The organism is Bradyrhizobium sp., assembly GCF_028868675.1.
Classification (GTDB): Bacteria; Pseudomonadota; Alphaproteobacteria; order Rhizobiales; family Xanthobacteraceae; genus Bradyrhizobium.
In genome coordinates this window covers 1-16,088 of the sequence record NZ_JAGWUA010000108.1, presented here as the reverse complement: position 1 = coordinate 16,088, position 16,088 = coordinate 1, and the positions used below count along the sequence as shown (strand labels likewise).

Genomic DNA, 16,088 nt, shown 5'->3' with positions numbered 1-16,088 from the left:
CGAGTTCGAATCGAAGATCGTCGGCGGCGCGGTGCCGAAGGAATACATCCCCGGCGTCGAAAAGGGTCTCAACAGCGTGATGGGCTCGGGTGTGGTTGCCGGCTTCCCGGTGGTGGACGTCAAGGTCCAGCTGGTCGACGGCAAGTACCATGACGTCGACTCGTCGGCGCTGGCCTTCGAAATTGCATCGCGCGCGGCGTTCCGCGAAGCGCTGCAGAAGGGCAAGTCCGTTCTGCTCGAGCCGATCATGAAGGTCGAAGTGGTGACCCCGGAAGACTATACCGGTTCGGTCATCGGCGACCTGAATTCCCGGCGCGGCCAGATCCAGGGCCAGGACATGCGCGGCAACGCCAACGTCATCAACGCGATGGTGCCGCTCATGAACATGTTCGGTTACGTGAATAACCTGCGCTCGATGAGCCAGGGGCGCGCAACCTTCACCATGCAGTTCGACCACTACGCAGAAGCGCCGGCGAACGTGTCGGCGGAAGTCCAGAAGAAGTTTGCCTGATTATCGTCGGTCTCAAGCTGACGATTGAACGGAGAGTCAAATGGCCAAAGCAAAGTTTGAACGTAACAAACCGCACTGCAACATCGGCACCATCGGTCACGTCGACCATGGCAAGACGTCGCTGACCGCGGCGATCACCAAGATCCTCGCCGAGACCGGCGGTGCGACGTTCACGGCGTACGACCAGATCGACAAGGCGCCGGAAGAGAAGGCGCGCGGCATCACGATCTCGACCGCGCACGTCGAGTACGAGACCTCGAAGCGTCACTACGCGCACGTCGACTGCCCCGGCCACGCCGACTACGTCAAGAACATGATCACCGGCGCCGCCCAGATGGACGGTGCGATCCTGGTCGTCTCCGCCGCTGACGGCCCGATGCCGCAGACCCGCGAGCACATCCTGCTCGCCCGCCAGGTCGGCGTGCCCGCGCTCGTCGTGTTTCTCAACAAGTGCGACATGGTCGACGATCCGGAGCTGCTCGAGCTCGTCGAGCTCGAAGTCCGCGAGCTGCTCTCGAAGTACGACTTCCCCGGCGACAAGATCCCGATCATCAAGGGTTCGGCGCTCGCCGCCCTCGAAGACTCCGACAAGAAGCTCGGCCACGACGCCATCCTCGAGCTGATGCGCAACGTCGACGAGTACATCCCGCAGCCGGAGCGTCCGATCGACCAGCCGTTCCTGATGCCGGTTGAAGACGTGTTCTCGATCTCGGGCCGCGGCACCGTGGTGACCGGCCGTGTCGAGCGCGGCATCGTCAAGGTCGGCGACGAAATCGAGATCGTCGGCCTGCGTGCGACGCAGAAGACCACCGTCACCGGCGTCGAGATGTTCCGCAAGCTGCTCGACCAGGGCCAGGCCGGCGACAACATCGGCGCGCTGCTCCGCGGCACCAAGCGCGAGGAAGTCGAGCGCGGCCAGGTGCTGTGCAAGCCGGGTTCGGTCAAGCCGCACACCAAGTTCAAGGCCGAGGCCTACATCCTCACCAAGGAAGAGGGCGGCCGCCACACCCCGTTCTTCACCAACTACCGTCCGCAGTTCTACTTCCGCACCACCGACGTGACCGGTGTCGTGCACCTGCCGGAAGGCACCGAGATGGTGATGCCGGGCGACAACATCGCGATGGAAGTGCACCTGATCGTGCCGATCGCGATGGAGGAGAAGCTCCGTTTCGCGATCCGCGAGGGCGGCCGCACCGTGGGCGCCGGCGTCGTCGCCTCGATCCTCGAGTAACGAAGCGAATAGGGAATGGTGAGTGGCGAATAGAGACATATTCGCTACTCGCTACTCGCCACTCTACTCAAGGAAAGCACGGCAATGAACGGCCAAAACATTCGTATCCGTCTCAAGGCGTTCGACCATCGTATCCTCGATACGTCGACGCGCGAGATCGTGAACACGGCGAAACGGACCGGCGCGCAGGTTCGCGGACCCATTCCGCTGCCGACCCGGATCGAGAAGTTCACCGTCAACCGTTCGCCCCACGTCGACAAGAAGAGCCGCGAACAGTTCGAGATGCGCACTCACAAGCGCCTCCTCGACATCGTCGATCCGACCCCGCAGACCGTCGACGCTTTGATGAAGCTCGATCTCGCCGCCGGTGTCGACGTCGAGATCAAGCTCTGAGATTTTGGATCCCGTTCGCGACAAGCGGACAGAAAGAACAGGAAGCACGCCGATGCGCTCCGGAGTGATCGCACAAAAGGTCGGGATGACGCGGGTCTTCACGGAGGCCGGCGAACATATCCCCGTGACCGTGCTGAAGCTCGGCAATTGCCAGGTGGTAGGCCACCGCACGAAAGAGAAGAACGGTTACGTCGCGCTGCAGCTCGGTGCCGGCAGTCGCAAGACCGTGTACATGCCCAAGGCCGAGCGCGGCCAGTTCGCCGTCGCCAAGATCGAGCCGAAGCGCAACGTCGAGGAATTCCGCGTCTCCGAGGACGGGTTGATCCCCGTCGGCGCCGAGATCCAGGCTGACCACTTCGTCGTCGGCCAGTTCGTCGACGTCACCGGCACTTCGGTCGGCAAGGGCTTTGCGGGCGGCATGAAGCGCTGGAACTTCGGCGGTCTGCGCGCCACCCACGGTGTGTCGGTCTCGCACCGCTCGATCGGTTCGACCGGCGGCCGTCAGGACCCCGGCAAGACCTGGAAGAACAAGAAGATGCCCGGCCACATGGGCGTCGACCGCATCACCACGCTCAACCTTCGCGTCGTGCAGACCGACGTCGAGCGCGGCCTGATCCTCGTCGAGGGCGCCGTTCCCGGCTCCAAGGGCGGTTGGATCAGGGTGCGCGACGCCGTCAAGAAGCCGCTGCCGAAGGAAGCTCCGAAGCCCGGCAAGTTCAGGGTTGCCGGCGGCGAAGCGGAGGCTTCGGCCCAGCAGGAGGGTGCGTGAGATGGAATTGAAGGTCACGACTCTCGAGGGCAAGGAAGCCGGCTCCGTCCAGCTCTCCGACGCCATTTTCGGCCTCGAGCCGCGCGAGGACATCATCGCGCGCTGCGTGCAGTGGCAGCTCAACAAGCGCCAGGCCGGCACTCACAAGGCCAAGGGCCGCGCCGAGATCTGGCGCACCGGCAAGAAGATGTACAAGCAGAAGGGTACTGGCGGTGCCCGTCACGGCTCGGCCCGCGTGCCGCAGTTCCGCGGCGGCGGCCGTGCCTTCGGCCCGGTGGTGCGTTCGCACGCCACCGACCTGCCGAAGAAGGTTCGTGCGCTGGCGCTGAAGCATGCGCTGTCGGCCAAGGCCAAGGACGGCAACCTCGTCGTGCTGGAGAAGGCCGCGCTGGAAGCCGCCAAGACCAAGGCGCTGCTCGGTCATTTCGCGGGCCTCGGGCTCACCAACGCGCTGATCATCGACGGCGCCGAGCTCAACGGCGGTTTCGCCGCTGCCGCCCGCAACATCCCGAACATGGACGTGCTGCCGATCCAGGGCATCAACGTCTATGACATCCTGCGCCGTCAGAAGCTCGTTCTGACCAAGGCCGCCATCGATGCGCTGGAGGCGCGCTTCAAATGACGAAGAACATCGAGGCTCGCCACTACGACGTGATCGTTGCGCCGGTCGTGACCGAAAAGGCCACGCTCGCCTCCGAGCACAACAAGGTCCTGTTCAAGGTGGCCGCGAAAGCGACCAAGCCGCAGATCAAGGAAGCGATCGAGAAGCTGTTCGACGTCAAGGTCAAGAGCGTCAACACGCTGGTCCGCAAGGGCAAGACCAAGGTCTTCCGCGGCAATCTCGGTTCGCAGTCCAACACCAAGCGCGCGATCGTGACCCTCGAAGAGGGCCACCGGATCGACGTCACCACCGGTCTGTAAGGTCGTACGACGATGGCACTGAAGAAATTCAATCCCACGACACCGGGCCAGCGCCAGCTGGTCATGGTCGATCGTTCGGCGCTCTACAAGGGCAAGCCGGTCAAGGCACTCACCGAGGGCAAGAAGTCCTCGGGCGGCCGCAACAATACCGGTCGCATCACCGTGCGTTTTCGTGGTGGCGGTCACAAGAAGACGCTGCGGACCGTCGACTTCAAGCGCGAGAAGATCGACGTTCCCGCGACCGTCGAGCGGCTGGAATACGATCCGAACCGCACTGCTTTCATCGCGCTGGTGACGTACCAGGACGGCGAGCAGGCCTATGTCCTGGCGCCGCAGCGTCTGGCCGTGGGCGACACCATCGTCGCCGGCAACTATGTCGACGTGAAGCCGGGCAACGTCATGCCGCTCGGCAACATGCCGGTCGGCACCATCATCCACAACATCGAGACCAAGATCGGCAAGGGCGGCCAGCTCGCGCGCTCCGCTGGCACCTACGCCCAGCTCGTCGGTCGCGACCAGGACTACGTGATCATCCGCCTGAACTCGGGCGAGCAGCGCCTGGTGCACGGCCGTTGCCGCGGCACCATCGGCGCGGTGTCGAACCCGGACCACATGAACATCTCGATCGGCAAGGCCGGCCGCAAGCGCTGGTTGGGCCGCCGGCCGCACAACCGCGGCGTCGCGATGAACCCAATCGACCATCCGCACGGCGGCGGTGAGGGCCGCACCTCGGGCGGCCGCCACCCGGTCACCCCGTGGGGCAAGCCGACCAAGGGCAAGAAGACCCGCACCAACAAGTCGACCGACAAATTCATTCTCCTAAGCCGCCACAAGCGGAAGAAGTAAGGAACGCCGGACATGGTTCGTTCAGTCTGGAAAGGCCCGTTCGTCGAAGCGTCGCTGCTCAAGAAGGCAGATGCGGCGCGTGCGTCCGGCCGTCACGACGTCATCAAGATCTGGAGCCGCCGCTCGACCATCCTGCCGCAGTTCGTCGGCCTGACCTTCGGCGTCTACAACGGTCAGAAGCACGTACCGGTGTCGATCAACGAGGAAATGGTCGGTCACAAGTTCGGCGAGTTCTCGCCGACCCGGACCTTCCACGGCCACTCGGGCGACAAGAAAGCCAAGAAGGCTTGAGGATTAAGCTATGAGCAAACCTAAGCGCGAACGGAGCCTCGCCGATAACGAGGCCAAGGCGGTCGCCCGGATGCTGCGGGTGAGCCCGCAGAAGCTCAACCTGGTCGCCCAGCTCATTCGCGGCCGGAAGGCGTCCGCCGCGCTCGCCGACCTGCAGTTCTCGCGCAAGCGGATCGCGGTCGACGTCAAGAAGTGCCTGGAATCGGCCATCGCCAACGCCGAGAACAACCATGACCTGGACGTCGACGATCTCGTCGTGGCGCAGGCTTTCGTCGGCAACGGCCTCGTCATGAAGCGTTTTGCGCCGCGCGGCCGTGGCCGTTCCGGACGCGTGTTCAAACCATTTTCGCAGCTGACGATCATTGTTCGTCAGGTCGAGGCGAGCGCCTAAGGGACGCCAGGAGAAAACGATGGGTCAGAAGATCAATCCGATCGGGCTGCGTCTCGGTATCAACCGGACCTGGGATTCCCGCTGGTTCGCGGGCAAGGCCGAGTACGGCAAGCTGTTGCACGAGGACGTCAAGATCCGCGAGATCCTGCACAAGGAGCTCAAGCAGGCGGCCGTCGCGCGCATCGTGATCGAGCGTCCGCACAAGAAGTGCCGCGTCACCATCCACTCGGCCCGTCCGGGCGTGGTGATCGGCAAGAAGGGCGCCGACATCGACAAGCTGCGCAAGAAGGTCGCCGACATCACCTCGTCCGACGTCGTCATCAACATCGTCGAGATCCGCAAGCCCGAGCTCGATGCGACCCTGGTCGCCGAATCGATCGCGCAGCAGCTCGAGCGTCGCGTCGCGTTCCGCCGCGCCATGAAGCGCGCGGTGCAGTCGGCGATGCGCCTGGGCGCCGAAGGCATCCGCATCAACTGCTCGGGCCGCCTCGGCGGCGCTGAAATCGCCCGCATGGAGTGGTACCGCGAAGGCCGCGTGCCGCTGCACACGCTCCGCGCCGACATCGATTACGGCGTCGCGACCGCGTTCACGACCTTCGGCACCTGCGGCGTCAAGGTCTGGATCTTCAAGGGCGAGATCCTCGAGCACGACCCGATGGCCCAGGACAAGCGGATGGCGGAAGGCGAGAGTGGCGGCAGCAGCCGGCCGCGCCGCGACGCCGCCTGAGCCAGCACAGGAATTTGAGGGCTTGAAGCCATGATGCAACCTAAGAAAACGAAGTTCCGGAAGGCGCATAAGGGCCGCATCCACGGCGTTGCGACTTCGGGCGCGACGTTGGCGTTCGGCCAGTTCGGCCTGAAGGCGACCGAGCCGGATCGCGTCACCGCGCGCCAGATCGAAGCCGCCCGCCGCGCGCTGACCCGCCACATGAAGCGCGCCGGCCGCGTCTGGATCCGCGTGTTCCCGGACGTTCCGGTGTCGAAGAAGCCCGCCGAAGTCCGCATGGGCTCGGGCAAGGGCGCGCCGGAACTGTGGGTCGTTCGCGTCAAGCCGGGCCGGGTGCTGTTCGAGATCGACGGCGTCAACAACCAGACCGCTCGCGAGGCGCTGTCGCTGGCGGCCGCCAAGCTGCCGATCAAGACGCGCTTCGTCGAGCGCATTGCGGAGTAACGGCCATGGCCCAGATGAAAATCGAAGACATCCGCGCGATGAGCCCCGACCAGATGGACGATGCGGTCCTCAACCTGAAGAAGGAGCGCTTCAACCTGCGCTTTCAGCGCGCCACCGGGCAGCTCGAGAACACCTCGCGCCTGCGCGAGGCTCGCCGCGACATCGCCCGCATCAAGACCGTCGCCGCGCAGAAGCGCGCGAAGAAGAAGTAAGAGGCTAGGACAATGCCGAAACGGACCCTGCAGGGCGTGGTCGTCAGCGACAAGCAAGCCAAGACCATCGTGGTGCGCGTCGATCGCCGCTTCACCCACCCGATCTACAAGAAGACGATCCGCCGTTCGAAGAACTATCACGCGCACGACGAGAAGAACGAGTTCAAGCCGGGCGACGTGGTGTGGATCGAGGAATCGAAGCCGATTTCGAAGTTGAAGCGCTGGGTCGTGATCCGGGGCGAGCACAAGAAAAGCGCCTGAGCTGCCGGCTGCTCGAGCCGACTGACTTCAGGGAAACGTTGAGCGCAGCGAGCCTGCGCGGGAAGAGAAAGAGGACGAGGTGCATCAATGATTCAGATGCAGACCAACCTCGACGTGGCCGATAATTCCGGCGCACGCCGTGTCATGTGTATCAAGGTGCTTGGAGGCTCCAAGCGCCGTTACGCCACCGTGGGCGACATCATCGTCGTGTCGATCAAGGAAGCCATTCCGCGCGGCAAGGTGAAGAAGGGCGACGTGATGAAGGCCGTGGTGGTGCGGGTCCGCAAGGACATCCGCCGTCCCGACGGCTCGGTCATCCGTTTCGACCGCAACGCCGCCGTCCTGATCAACAACCAGGCCGAGCCGGTCGGCACCCGCATCTTCGGGCCCGTGCCGCGCGAGCTGCGCGCCAAGAACCACATGAAGATCATTTCGCTCGCGCCGGAGGTGCTGTGATGGCTGCGAAGATCCGCAAGGGCGACAAGGTCATCGTGCTGACCGGTCGCGACAAGGGTCGCACCGGCGAGGTGTTCGAGGTGCGCCCGGACGCCGGCACGGCGCTGGTGCGCGGCATCAACCTGGTGAAGCGCCACCAGAAGCAGACCCAGAACCAGGAGGGCGGCATCATCTCCAAGGAGGCGCCGGTCCAACTGTCCAACATCGCGTATCTCGGCAAGGACGGAAAGCCGACGCGCATCGGATTCAAGATTCACGCGGACGGCAAGAAGGTCCGCATTGCCAAGAGCTCGGGAGCTGAGATCGATGGCTGATACGGCTTACGTGCCGCGCCTGCGCGCGGAATACGACAAGAAGATCCGCGGGCTGATGACCGAGAAGTTCGGTTATGAGAACGTCATGCAGGTGCCGCGGCTGGACAAGGTCGTGCTCAACATGGGCGTCGGCGATTCCGTCAATGACCGCAAGAAGGCGGAGACGGCGGCGGCCGAGCTGACCCAGATCGCCGGCCAGAAGGCGATCGTGACCTACTCGCGCATCGCGATCGCGACCTTCAAGCTGCGTGAGAACCAGCCGATCGGCTGCAAGGTCACGCTGCGCAAGGCCCGCATGTACGAGTTCATCGACCGTCTGGTGAACGTCGCCCTGCCGCGCGTGCGCGACTTCCGCGGGCTGAACCCGAAGAGCTTCGACGGCCGCGGCAACTACTCGCTCGGCATCAAGGAGCACATCATTTTCCCCGAGATCGACTTCGACAAGGTCTCCGAGGCCCGCGGCATGGACATCACCGTCTGCACCACGGCCAAGACCGACGAAGAGGCGAGGGCCTTGTTGACCGCTTTCAATTTCCCGTTCCGGCAGTGAGCGGCTTTTAGACAGCCACTCAAACGCGGAGACCCAGGAGCCACGCATGGCAAAGAAGAGTTCAATCGAGAAGAACAACCGGCGCAAGCGGATGGTGAAGAACGCCGCCGCCAAGCGCGAGCGGTTGAAGGAGATCATCGCCGACAAGAAGCGTCCGATGGAGGAGCGCTTCGCAGCGACGCTGAAGCTTGCCGAGATGCCGCGCAATTCGTCCGCGACCCGCATCCGCAATCGCTGCGAGCTGTCGGGCCGTCCGCGCTCGAACTACCGCAAGAACAAGCTGTCCCGCATCGCGCTGCGCGAGCTCGGCTCCAAGGGCATGGTGCCCGGTCTCGTGAAGTCCAGCTGGTAAGGAGGGTCGTTAGATGTCCACGCACGATCCAATCAGCGATCTGATCACCCGCATCCGCAACGCGCAGATGCGCTCCAAGAGCAAGGTCTCCACGCCCGGCTCGAAGATGCGCCAGAACGTGCTCGAGGTGCTGAAGTCGGAAGGCTACATCCGCGGTTACGCCACGCTCGAGCATCCGTCGGGTCGCAGCGAGATCGAGATCGAGCTGAAGTATTTCGACGGCGAGCCCGTCATCCGCGAGATCGAGCGGGTCTCCAAGCCCGGACGGCGTGTCTACGCCTCGGTGAAGAATCTGCCGCGGGTCAACAACGGGCTCGGCATTTCGGTATTGTCGACCCCGAAGGGGATCATGGCCGACCACGACGCGCGCGACGCGAATGTGGGCGGCGAAGTCCTCTTCACGGTGTTCTGAGAAGGATTTGAGCCATGTCACGTGTTGGCAAAAAGCCTGTAACCGTGCCGTCGGGCGTCACCGCAGCCGTCGACGGGCAGACCGTCAAGATGAAGGGGCCGAAGGGCCAGCTTCAGTTCGTGGTGCATAGCGACGTCGAGGTGAAGCTCGAGAACGGCCAGGTCAAGGTCAAGCCACGGGTCGAGACCAACCGCGCGCGGGCGCTGTACGGCACCGCGCGGGCGCAGGTCGCCAACCTCGTCGAGGGCGTCACCAAGGGCTTCGAGAAGAAGCTCGAGATCACCGGCGTCGGCTACCGCGCCGCGATGCAGGGCAAGAACCTGCAGCTCGCGCTCGGCTACAGCCACGACGTGGTCTATCCGATCCCGGAAGGCATCACGATCGCCGTGCCGAAGCCGACCGAGATCACGATCACGGGCAGCGACATCCAGCGCGTTGGCCAGGTCGCCGCCGAGATCCGCGCCTATCGTCCGCCGGAGCCCTACAAGGGCAAGGGTGTGAAGTATGTCGACGAATTCATCTTCCGCAAGGAAGGCAAGAAGAAGTAACGGAGCCGGTCATGTCACTCAAGGTCACGAATGCCCGGCGCAAGCAACGCGTGAGGAACGCGCTGCGCCGTTCCGGCGGCGGCCGTCCCCGCCTGTCGGTGTTCCGCTCGTCCAAGCACATCTATGCCCAGGTCATCGACGATCTGAAGGGCGAGACGCTGGCGTCGGCCTCCTCGCTGGAGAAGGCGATGCGCGACGGCGGCAAGACCGGCGCCGACATCGATGCGGCGAAGGCGGTCGGCAAGCTGCTGGCCGAGCGCGCCGCGCAGAAGGGTATCAAGGAAGTCGTGTTCGATCGCGGCAGCTATCTCTATCACGGGCGCGTCAAGGCTCTTGCCGACGCAGCGCGTGAGAGCGGGCTGAGCTTCTAACGGAATTTGAGGATTGAGGCGTAAGCCTCAGAAGGATTGGAAAAACCATGGCAGCTGAACGCGAACAACGTGGTGGACGCGATCAACGCGGCGGACGTGAGCGCAGGGATCGCGAGGAGCGCGACAGCGAGTTCGTGGACAAGCTCGTCCACATCAATCGCGTCGCCAAGGTCGTCAAGGGCGGCAAGCGCTTCGGCTTCGCGGCGCTGGTCGTGATCGGCGACCAGAAGGGCCGCGCAGGGTTCGGTCACGGCAAGGCGCGCGAGGTTCCGGAGGCTATCCGCAAGGCCACCGAATCCGCCAAGCGCAATCTGACCCGCGTGTCGCTGCGCGAGGGCCGCACGCTGCATCACGACATCGCCGGCCGCCATGGTGCCGGCCGCGTCTACCTGCGCGCTGCCCCGGCCGGTACCGGCATCATCGCCGGCGGTCCGATGCGCGCGGTGTTCGAGACGCTCGGCGTGCAGGACGTGGTGGCGAAGTCGATCGGCTCGTCCAACCCGTACAACATGGTGCGCGCGACCTTCGACGCGCTGAAGCACCAGGATTCACCGCGCTCGGTCGCGGCACGCCGCAACATCAAGGTGTCCACCCTGCAGGCCCGCCGCGTCGGCGGCGATGCCGAGGCGGCAGCCGACTAACGGAAGCTTTTCGGAGTCAAGACGATGGCCAAGGCCGCAAAGACGATCAAGATCGAGCAGACAGGCAGCCCGATCCGCCGCCATCATTCGCAGCGGTCGACCCTGATCGGGCTCAAGCTCAACAAGATCGGCCGCGTCGCCGAACTGCCGGACACCCCGGCGGTCCGCGGCATGATCGAGAAGGTTCACCATCTCGTCCGCGTCGTCGGCGAGAAGTAAGACACGGCGCATGATCCCGAAAAGTGGCTACCGGTTTTCGGGCCAGATCATGCGCAAGACATAAGGAGAAGGGCGATGAAGCTCACCGAGATCGCCGACAATCCTGGTTCGCGCAAGAAGCGCATGCGCGTCGGCCGTGGCATCGGTTCCGGCAAGGGCAAGCAGTCCGGCCGCGGCGGCAAGGGCCAGACCGCGCGCTCGGGCGTGCGCATCAAGGGTTTCGAGGGCGGCCAGATGCCGATGCATCGCCGCCTGCCCAAGCGCGGCTTCAACAACATCTTCCGGGTCGAATTCGCCGAGATCAACCTCGACCGGCTGCAGGACGCGGTCGACGCCAAGAAGCTGGACGCCGGCAGCGTCGTGAACGCGGAGGCGCTGGTGAAGGCGGGCGTGCTGCGCCGCTCCAAGGCCGGCGTGCGCCTGCTCGGCCGTGGCGAGCTCAAGGCCAAGCTCAACATCGAGGTGCACGGTGCCTCGAAGTCCGCGGTCGCGGCGGTCGAGAAGGCCGGCGGTTCGGTGAAGATCCTGGCGCCCGCCAAGGAAGAAGGCGAGGCGGCGTAACATCTGCGTCATCTCCCGCCGCCGGCGGGAGATGACGCAGACCTGACGTGGACTTATCGAAGCCGAGCACCAGATAATGTCCGGCGTCTGCCGAATGCCCTGGCCGAAGCGGGGCGTGACGGCGCAGCAGGCGGCGGGAGAAAGCCCAACATGGTCTCAGCAGCGGAACAACTGGCAGCCAATCTCAATTTCGGCGCGCTCGCCAAGGCCGACGAACTGAAGAAGCGCATCTGGTTCACCCTGGGTGCGCTGCTCGTCTACCGGCTCGGCACCTACATCCCGCTGCCCGGCATCGATCCCAACATCTGGGAGCAGGTGTTCCGCTCGCAGGCGGGCGGCATCCTCGGCATGTTCAACATGTTCGCCGGCGGCGGCATTCACCGCATGGCGATCTTCGCGCTGAACATCATGCCGTACATCTCGGCCTCGATCATCATTCAGCTGCTCACGACCGTTTCGCCGCAGCTCGAGGCCCTGAAGAAGGAAGGCGAGGCGGGCCGCAAGACGCTGAACCAGTACACCCGCTATCTCACCGTGATCCTGGCGGCGTTCCAGTCCTATGGCATCGCGGTCGGCCTCGAAGGCGCCGGCAACGTCGTCAGCGACCCCGGCCTGTTCTTCCGCCTCTCCACCACCGTCACGCTGACCGGCGGCACCATGTTCCTGATGTGGCTGGGCGAGCAGGTCACCTCGCGCGGCATCGGCAACGGCATCTCGCTGATCATCCTCGCCGGCATCGTCGCCGAGTTGCCTTCGGCGCTCGCCAACATGCTGGAACTGGGACGTCAGGGCGCGATGTCGACCGGGCTGATCCTGGTCGTGATCGTGATGGCGGTCGCCGTGATCGCGTTCATCGTGTTCATGGAACGCGCGCAGCGGCGTCTCCTGATCCAGTATCCGAAGCGCCAGGTCGGCAACAAGATGTTCGAGGGCCAGTCCTCGCATCTGCCGCTGAAGCTCAACACCTCGGGCGTGATCCCGCCGATCTTCGCGTCCTCGCTGCTCTTGATGCCGACCACTGTTGCGAATTTCTACGCCGGCAAGGGACCGGAGTGGTTCCAGTGGCTCACGACCCAGCTCAGCCACGGCCGCCCGCTGTTCCTGTTGCTGTATCTCGCGATGATCGTGTTCTTCGCGTTCTTCTACACGGCGATCGTGTTCAACCCGACCGAGACCGCCGATAACCTGAAGAAGCATGGCGGCTTCATTCCGGGCATCCGTCCCGGCGAGCGCACGGCGGAATACATCGACTACGTGCTGTCGCGGATCACGGTGGTCGGCGCGATCTATCTTGCGATCGTCTGCCTGATTCCGGAAATCCTGATTTCCTACGCTTCGGTGCCCTTCTACTTTGGTGGTACGTCGCTCTTGATCGTGGTCAGTGTCACCATGGACACGGTGGCGCAGGTTCAGGGTTATCTGCTCGCCCATCAGTATGAGGGGCTGATCAGGAAGTCGAAGCTGCGGGGACGTCGCCGCTAGACCAACGGCGGTGCGCCGGGCAGCGAACAACAACCCAAAGGTGTGCGCGAAATCGTTCACCGAGCGCCGGGGGGCGAATACATATGAGACTGATTCTTCTTGGACCGCCCGGGTCGGGCAAGGGAACCCAGGCGCAGCGGCTGGTGCAGCGCTACGGCATCGTCCAGCTCTCGACCGGCGACATGCTGCGTGCAGCGGTTGCGGCCGGCACCGAGATCGGACTCAGGGCCAAGGACATCATGGCGGCCGGCGGTCTCGTGCCCGACGAAATCGTGATCGGCATCATTTCCGACCGGATCGACCAGCCCGACGCCCATAACGGCTTCATCCTGGACGGCTTCCCGCGCACCGTGCCGCAGGCCGAGGCGCTGGACAAACTCCTGAAGCAGAAGCGGCTCGAGCTCGATGCGGTGGTCGAACTCCGCGTCAACGAGAGCGCGCTGGTGCAGCGGGTCGAGACCAGGGCGGCCGAAACCCGGGCGCGTGGCGAGGAAGTGCGGGCCGATGACACGGCCGAGGTGCTGACCAAGCGCCTGGCGAGCTACCGCGCCCAGACCGAGCCCCTGATCGAGTACTATTCGGAGCGCCGCAAGCTGCTGACGGTCGATGGCATGATGGCCATCGAGGAGGTCACCGCGGAAATCCAGCGGATATTGGCGGCGGTCGGCTCCGCCGAGCCCAAGGCAGCCCGGAAGCCGGCCCGCAAGGCCGCCCTAGCGAGAACGGCTGCCAAGAAGCCGGCTAAAACCGCGAAGAAGACAACCAAATCGGCCAAAAAGGTCACCAAATCGGCTCGCAAGGCCGCCAGGAAGGCGTCCAAGACCCCCAAGAAGAGGGGTAAGAAGGCCGCCAAGAAGGTCGTGAAGAAATCGGTCAGGAAGGCCGCCCGGAAGGCTCCGAAAAAGAGTGTCAAGAAGGTTGGGAAGAAGGCTGCGAAAAAGGTCACGAAAAAGCGAGCTAAGCGCTAGCAGCGGTTGACGAAACCCCATGGAATCCCTTAATAAGCCCGGCATCCAAGTCGGATAGTTTCAGACGATGCCGGGCCCCAGGACGACCAGGGGAGGGCGTCGTGTTCGCGTTTGTGAACACCTGCCCGAGAAAGCAAGAACTTAAAGTCCGGTCCTGACCTGGATCGGCAACAGGAGAGATGGCCGTGGCCCGTATTGCCGGCGTAAACATTCCCACCAACAAGCGCGTGCTGGTCGCGCTGCAGTACATCCACGGCATCGGCCCGAAGATCGCCGCCGAGATCATGGAGAAGGTGAAGATTCCGCAGGAGCGCCGCGTCAGCCAGCTGACCGACCAGGAAGTCCTGCAGATCCGCGAAGTGATCGACCGCGACTATCTCGTCGAGGGCGATCTGCGTCGCGAGACCGGCATCAACATCAAGCGTCTGATGGACCTCGGCTGCTATCGCGGCCTGCGCCATCGCCGCGGCCTGCCGGTGCGCGGTCAGCGCACCCACACCAACGCGCGAACGCGCAAGGGCCCGGCCAAGGCGATTGCCGGCAAGAAGAAGTAATTGGCGAATTGCGAATGGCAAATGGCGAGTAGGGCAGGCCTCTACTCGCCATTCGCCACTCACCATTCGCCTTCACAGGTGTAGCCGCTGGCATTACGGCGGCGTTTGAGATCACAGGAAAGGTCATCAATGGGCAAGGAAGCCACCCGCGTTCGTCGTCGTGAGCGCAAGAACATCGCCTCCGGCGTCGCGCACGTGAACTCGTCGTTCAACAACACGACCATCACCATCACCGACGCGCAGGGCAACACGATCGCCTGGTCGTCGGCGGGCACCATGGGCTTCAAGGGATCGCGCAAGTCGACCCCGTATGCAGCGCAGGTCGCGGCCGAGGACGTCGCCAAGAAGGCGCAGGAGCACGGCATGCGGACGCTGGAAGTCGAAGTCGCCGGACCCGGTTCGGGCCGCGAGTCCGCGCTCCGCGCGCTGCAGGCGGCGGGCTTCACCGTCACCTCGATCCGCGACGTGACCACGATCCCGCACAATGGCTGCCGCCCGCGCAAGCGCCGGCGCGTTTGAGTTCAAGTCCAAGTCGCGGGTGTCTTCGTCGTCCGCGATGACTTTTGCGAAGCCGCGACCACGATCTGCGGCCTTCTCCAACGCCAGTATTTGAAGTGGCAAATCGACTGGCCTGTATGGGTGAAACAGTGACGATCCAGAAAAATTGGCAAGAACTGATTCGGCCGAACAAGCTCCAGGTAACCCCGGGCTCCGATTCGGCCCGCTTCGCGACCATCGTCGCCGAGCCGCTCGAGCGCGGCTTCGGCCAGACGCTGGGCAACGCGCTGCGCCGCATCCTGCTGTCCTCGCTGCAGGGCGCCGCCGTACAGTCGGTGCACATCGACGGCGTGCTGCACGAGTTCTCCTCGATCGCGGGCGTCCGTGAGGACGTCACCGACATCGTGCTGAACATCAAGGACATCTCGATCAAGATGCAGGGCGAAGGCCCCAAGCGCATGGTCGTGAAGAAGAGCGGACCGGGCGCGGTTACCGCCGGCGACATCCAGACCGTCGGCGACGTCGTCGTGCTCAATCCGGAGCTGCAGATATGCACGCTGGACGAGGGCGCCGAGATCCGCATGGAGTTCACGGTCGCCACCGGCAAGGGCTACGTGCCCGCCGAGCGCAACCGTCCCGAGGACGCGCCGATCGGCTTGATCCCGGTCGACAGCCTGTACTCGCCGGTGCGCAAGGTCTCCTACAAGGTCGAGAACACCCGCGAGGGCCAGATCCTCGACTACGACAAGCTGACCATGACGATCGAGACCAACGGCGCCATCACGCCGGATGACTCGGTGGCCTATGCTGCGCGCATCCTGCAGGATCAGCTCAACGTGTTCGTCAACTTCGAGGAGCCGCGCAAGGAAGTCGCGCAGGAGATCATCCCGGATCTCGCCTTCAACCCGGCCTTCCTCAAGAAGGTGGACGAGCTCGAGCTGTCGGTGCGTTCGGCCAACTGCCTGAAGAACGACAACATCGTCTACATCGGCGACCTCGTGCAGAAGAGCGAGGCGGAAATGCTCCGCACTCCGAACTTTGGCCGCAAGTCGCTGAACGAGATCAAGGAAGTGCTGGCCCAGATGGGTCTGCACCTCGGCATGGAAGTGCCGGGCTGGCCGCCGGAGAACATCGACGAGCTCGCCAAGCGCTTCGAGGATCACTA

General features: G+C 64.1%; 27 protein-coding genes and 1 pseudogene. All 28 read left to right on the top strand.

All coding sequences use genetic code 11. The annotated features are described in order from the left end of the window. Positions 1-511 (top strand): annotated as a pseudogene (fusA, locus tag KGM94_RS15330) (elongation factor G); the annotation flags it as partial. 40 nt (positions 512-551) lie between these two features. Beyond that, positions 552-1,742 (top strand): elongation factor Tu, encoded by a 1,191-nt coding sequence (gene tuf, locus KGM94_RS15325; protein WP_300260579.1) that lies wholly within the window; start codon positions 552-554, stop codon positions 1,740-1,742. A gap of 84 nt (positions 1,743-1,826) precedes the next feature. Beyond that, complete coding sequence (gene rpsJ, locus KGM94_RS15320; RefSeq protein WP_002712302.1) at positions 1,827-2,135, top strand: 30S ribosomal protein S10; 309 nt, start codon at positions 1,827-1,829, stop codon at positions 2,133-2,135. A gap of 52 nt (positions 2,136-2,187) precedes the next feature. Beyond that, positions 2,188-2,904 carry a 50S ribosomal protein L3 gene (gene rplC, locus KGM94_RS15315; RefSeq protein ID WP_300260576.1) on the top strand — a complete coding sequence of 239 codons (717 nt, stop codon included), beginning with the start codon at positions 2,188-2,190 and terminating at the stop codon, positions 2,902-2,904. 1 nt (position 2,905) lies between these two features. Continuing rightward, positions 2,906-3,526, top strand: coding sequence for a 50S ribosomal protein L4 (gene rplD, locus KGM94_RS15310; protein ID WP_300260573.1), 621 nt, complete (start codon positions 2,906-2,908; stop codon positions 3,524-3,526). After that, a complete protein-coding gene (locus tag KGM94_RS15305; RefSeq protein WP_027535292.1) occupies positions 3,523-3,825 on the top strand; it encodes a 50S ribosomal protein L23 in 303 nt (100 codons plus the stop codon). Before rplD ends, KGM94_RS15305 begins: the two co-directional genes overlap by 4 nt. A 12-nt stretch (positions 3,826-3,837) precedes the next feature. Beyond that, positions 3,838-4,671, top strand: a complete 834-nt coding sequence (rplB, locus tag KGM94_RS15300; RefSeq protein ID WP_300260570.1) for a 50S ribosomal protein L2 — start codon at positions 3,838-3,840, stop codon at positions 4,669-4,671. Between the two features lie 12 nt (positions 4,672-4,683). Continuing rightward, positions 4,684-4,962, top strand: a complete 279-nt coding sequence (rpsS, locus tag KGM94_RS15295) for a 30S ribosomal protein S19 (protein ID WP_247515602.1) — start codon at positions 4,684-4,686, stop codon at positions 4,960-4,962. 10 nt (positions 4,963-4,972) lie between these two features. Further along, complete coding sequence (gene rplV, locus KGM94_RS15290; RefSeq protein WP_300260561.1) at positions 4,973-5,353, top strand: 50S ribosomal protein L22; 381 nt, start codon at positions 4,973-4,975, stop codon at positions 5,351-5,353. 19 nt (positions 5,354-5,372) lie between these two features. Beyond that, positions 5,373-6,080: a 30S ribosomal protein S3 gene (rpsC, locus tag KGM94_RS15285; protein ID WP_300260558.1), complete on the top strand. Its 708-nt coding sequence runs from the start codon at positions 5,373-5,375 to the stop codon at positions 6,078-6,080. Between the two features lie 30 nt (positions 6,081-6,110). Beyond that, positions 6,111-6,524: a 50S ribosomal protein L16 gene (gene rplP, locus KGM94_RS15280; protein ID WP_300260554.1), complete on the top strand. Its 414-nt coding sequence runs from the start codon at positions 6,111-6,113 to the stop codon at positions 6,522-6,524. A 5-nt stretch (positions 6,525-6,529) separates the two neighbouring features. After that, complete coding sequence (gene rpmC / locus KGM94_RS15275) at positions 6,530-6,736, top strand: 50S ribosomal protein L29 (protein WP_300260551.1); 207 nt, start codon at positions 6,530-6,532, stop codon at positions 6,734-6,736. A 12-nt stretch (positions 6,737-6,748) separates the two neighbouring features. Next, positions 6,749-6,997: a 30S ribosomal protein S17 gene (gene rpsQ, locus KGM94_RS15270; RefSeq protein WP_300260546.1), complete on the top strand. Its 249-nt coding sequence runs from the start codon at positions 6,749-6,751 to the stop codon at positions 6,995-6,997. 87 nt (positions 6,998-7,084) lie between these two features. Beyond that, on the top strand, positions 7,085-7,453 hold the full coding sequence (gene rplN / locus KGM94_RS15265) for a 50S ribosomal protein L14 (protein WP_072823614.1): 369 nt from the start codon (positions 7,085-7,087) through the stop codon (positions 7,451-7,453). Next, positions 7,453-7,767, top strand: coding sequence for a 50S ribosomal protein L24 (gene rplX, locus KGM94_RS15260; protein ID WP_300260542.1), 315 nt, complete (start codon positions 7,453-7,455; stop codon positions 7,765-7,767). The genes rplN and rplX overlap by 1 nt, the downstream gene beginning before the upstream one ends. Beyond that, entirely contained in the window at positions 7,760-8,317 is a 558-nt protein-coding gene (gene rplE, locus KGM94_RS15255) for a 50S ribosomal protein L5 (protein ID WP_300260539.1), read from the top strand. Before rplX ends, rplE begins: the two co-directional genes overlap by 8 nt. A 46-nt stretch (positions 8,318-8,363) precedes the next feature. Beyond that, the gene (rpsN, locus tag KGM94_RS15250; protein ID WP_300260536.1) at positions 8,364-8,669 is read left to right on the top strand and encodes a 30S ribosomal protein S14; all 306 of its coding nucleotides are present in this window, start codon (positions 8,364-8,366) and stop codon (positions 8,667-8,669) included. A 13-nt stretch (positions 8,670-8,682) separates the two neighbouring features. After that, positions 8,683-9,081: a 30S ribosomal protein S8 gene (rpsH, locus tag KGM94_RS15245; RefSeq protein WP_300260533.1), complete on the top strand. Its 399-nt coding sequence runs from the start codon at positions 8,683-8,685 to the stop codon at positions 9,079-9,081. 14 nt (positions 9,082-9,095) lie between these two features. After that, a complete protein-coding gene (rplF, locus tag KGM94_RS15240; RefSeq protein WP_300260529.1) occupies positions 9,096-9,629 on the top strand; it encodes a 50S ribosomal protein L6 in 534 nt (177 codons plus the stop codon). 11 nt (positions 9,630-9,640) lie between these two features. Beyond that, entirely contained in the window at positions 9,641-10,000 is a 360-nt protein-coding gene (rplR, locus tag KGM94_RS15235) for a 50S ribosomal protein L18 (RefSeq protein WP_300260525.1), read from the top strand. A gap of 47 nt (positions 10,001-10,047) precedes the next feature. Further along, entirely contained in the window at positions 10,048-10,641 is a 594-nt protein-coding gene (rpsE, locus tag KGM94_RS15230) for a 30S ribosomal protein S5 (RefSeq protein WP_300260522.1), read from the top strand. Between the two features lie 24 nt (positions 10,642-10,665). Further along, positions 10,666-10,860 (top strand): 50S ribosomal protein L30, encoded by a 195-nt coding sequence (gene rpmD / locus KGM94_RS15225; protein ID WP_300260519.1) that lies wholly within the window; start codon positions 10,666-10,668, stop codon positions 10,858-10,860. Positions 10,861-10,935: 75 nt separating this feature from the next. After that, positions 10,936-11,421: a 50S ribosomal protein L15 gene (gene rplO / locus KGM94_RS15220; RefSeq protein WP_300260516.1), complete on the top strand. Its 486-nt coding sequence runs from the start codon at positions 10,936-10,938 to the stop codon at positions 11,419-11,421. Positions 11,422-11,571: 150 nt separating this feature from the next. After that, a complete protein-coding gene (secY, locus tag KGM94_RS15215) occupies positions 11,572-12,903 on the top strand; it encodes a preprotein translocase subunit SecY (RefSeq protein WP_300260513.1) in 1,332 nt (443 codons plus the stop codon). An 83-nt stretch (positions 12,904-12,986) separates the two neighbouring features. Then, the gene (locus tag KGM94_RS15210; RefSeq protein ID WP_300260510.1) at positions 12,987-13,871 is read left to right on the top strand and encodes an adenylate kinase; all 885 of its coding nucleotides are present in this window, start codon (positions 12,987-12,989) and stop codon (positions 13,869-13,871) included. 185 nt (positions 13,872-14,056) lie between these two features. Then, a complete protein-coding gene (gene rpsM / locus KGM94_RS15205) occupies positions 14,057-14,425 on the top strand; it encodes a 30S ribosomal protein S13 (protein WP_300260506.1) in 369 nt (122 codons plus the stop codon). A gap of 129 nt (positions 14,426-14,554) precedes the next feature. Further along, positions 14,555-14,944 (top strand): 30S ribosomal protein S11, encoded by a 390-nt coding sequence (rpsK, locus tag KGM94_RS15200; RefSeq protein ID WP_280970311.1) that lies wholly within the window; start codon positions 14,555-14,557, stop codon positions 14,942-14,944. Positions 14,945-15,060: 116 nt separating this feature from the next. Then, a partial coding sequence (locus tag KGM94_RS15195) for a DNA-directed RNA polymerase subunit alpha (protein ID WP_300260497.1) occupies positions 15,061-16,088 on the top strand: 1,028 nt, incomplete at its 3' end.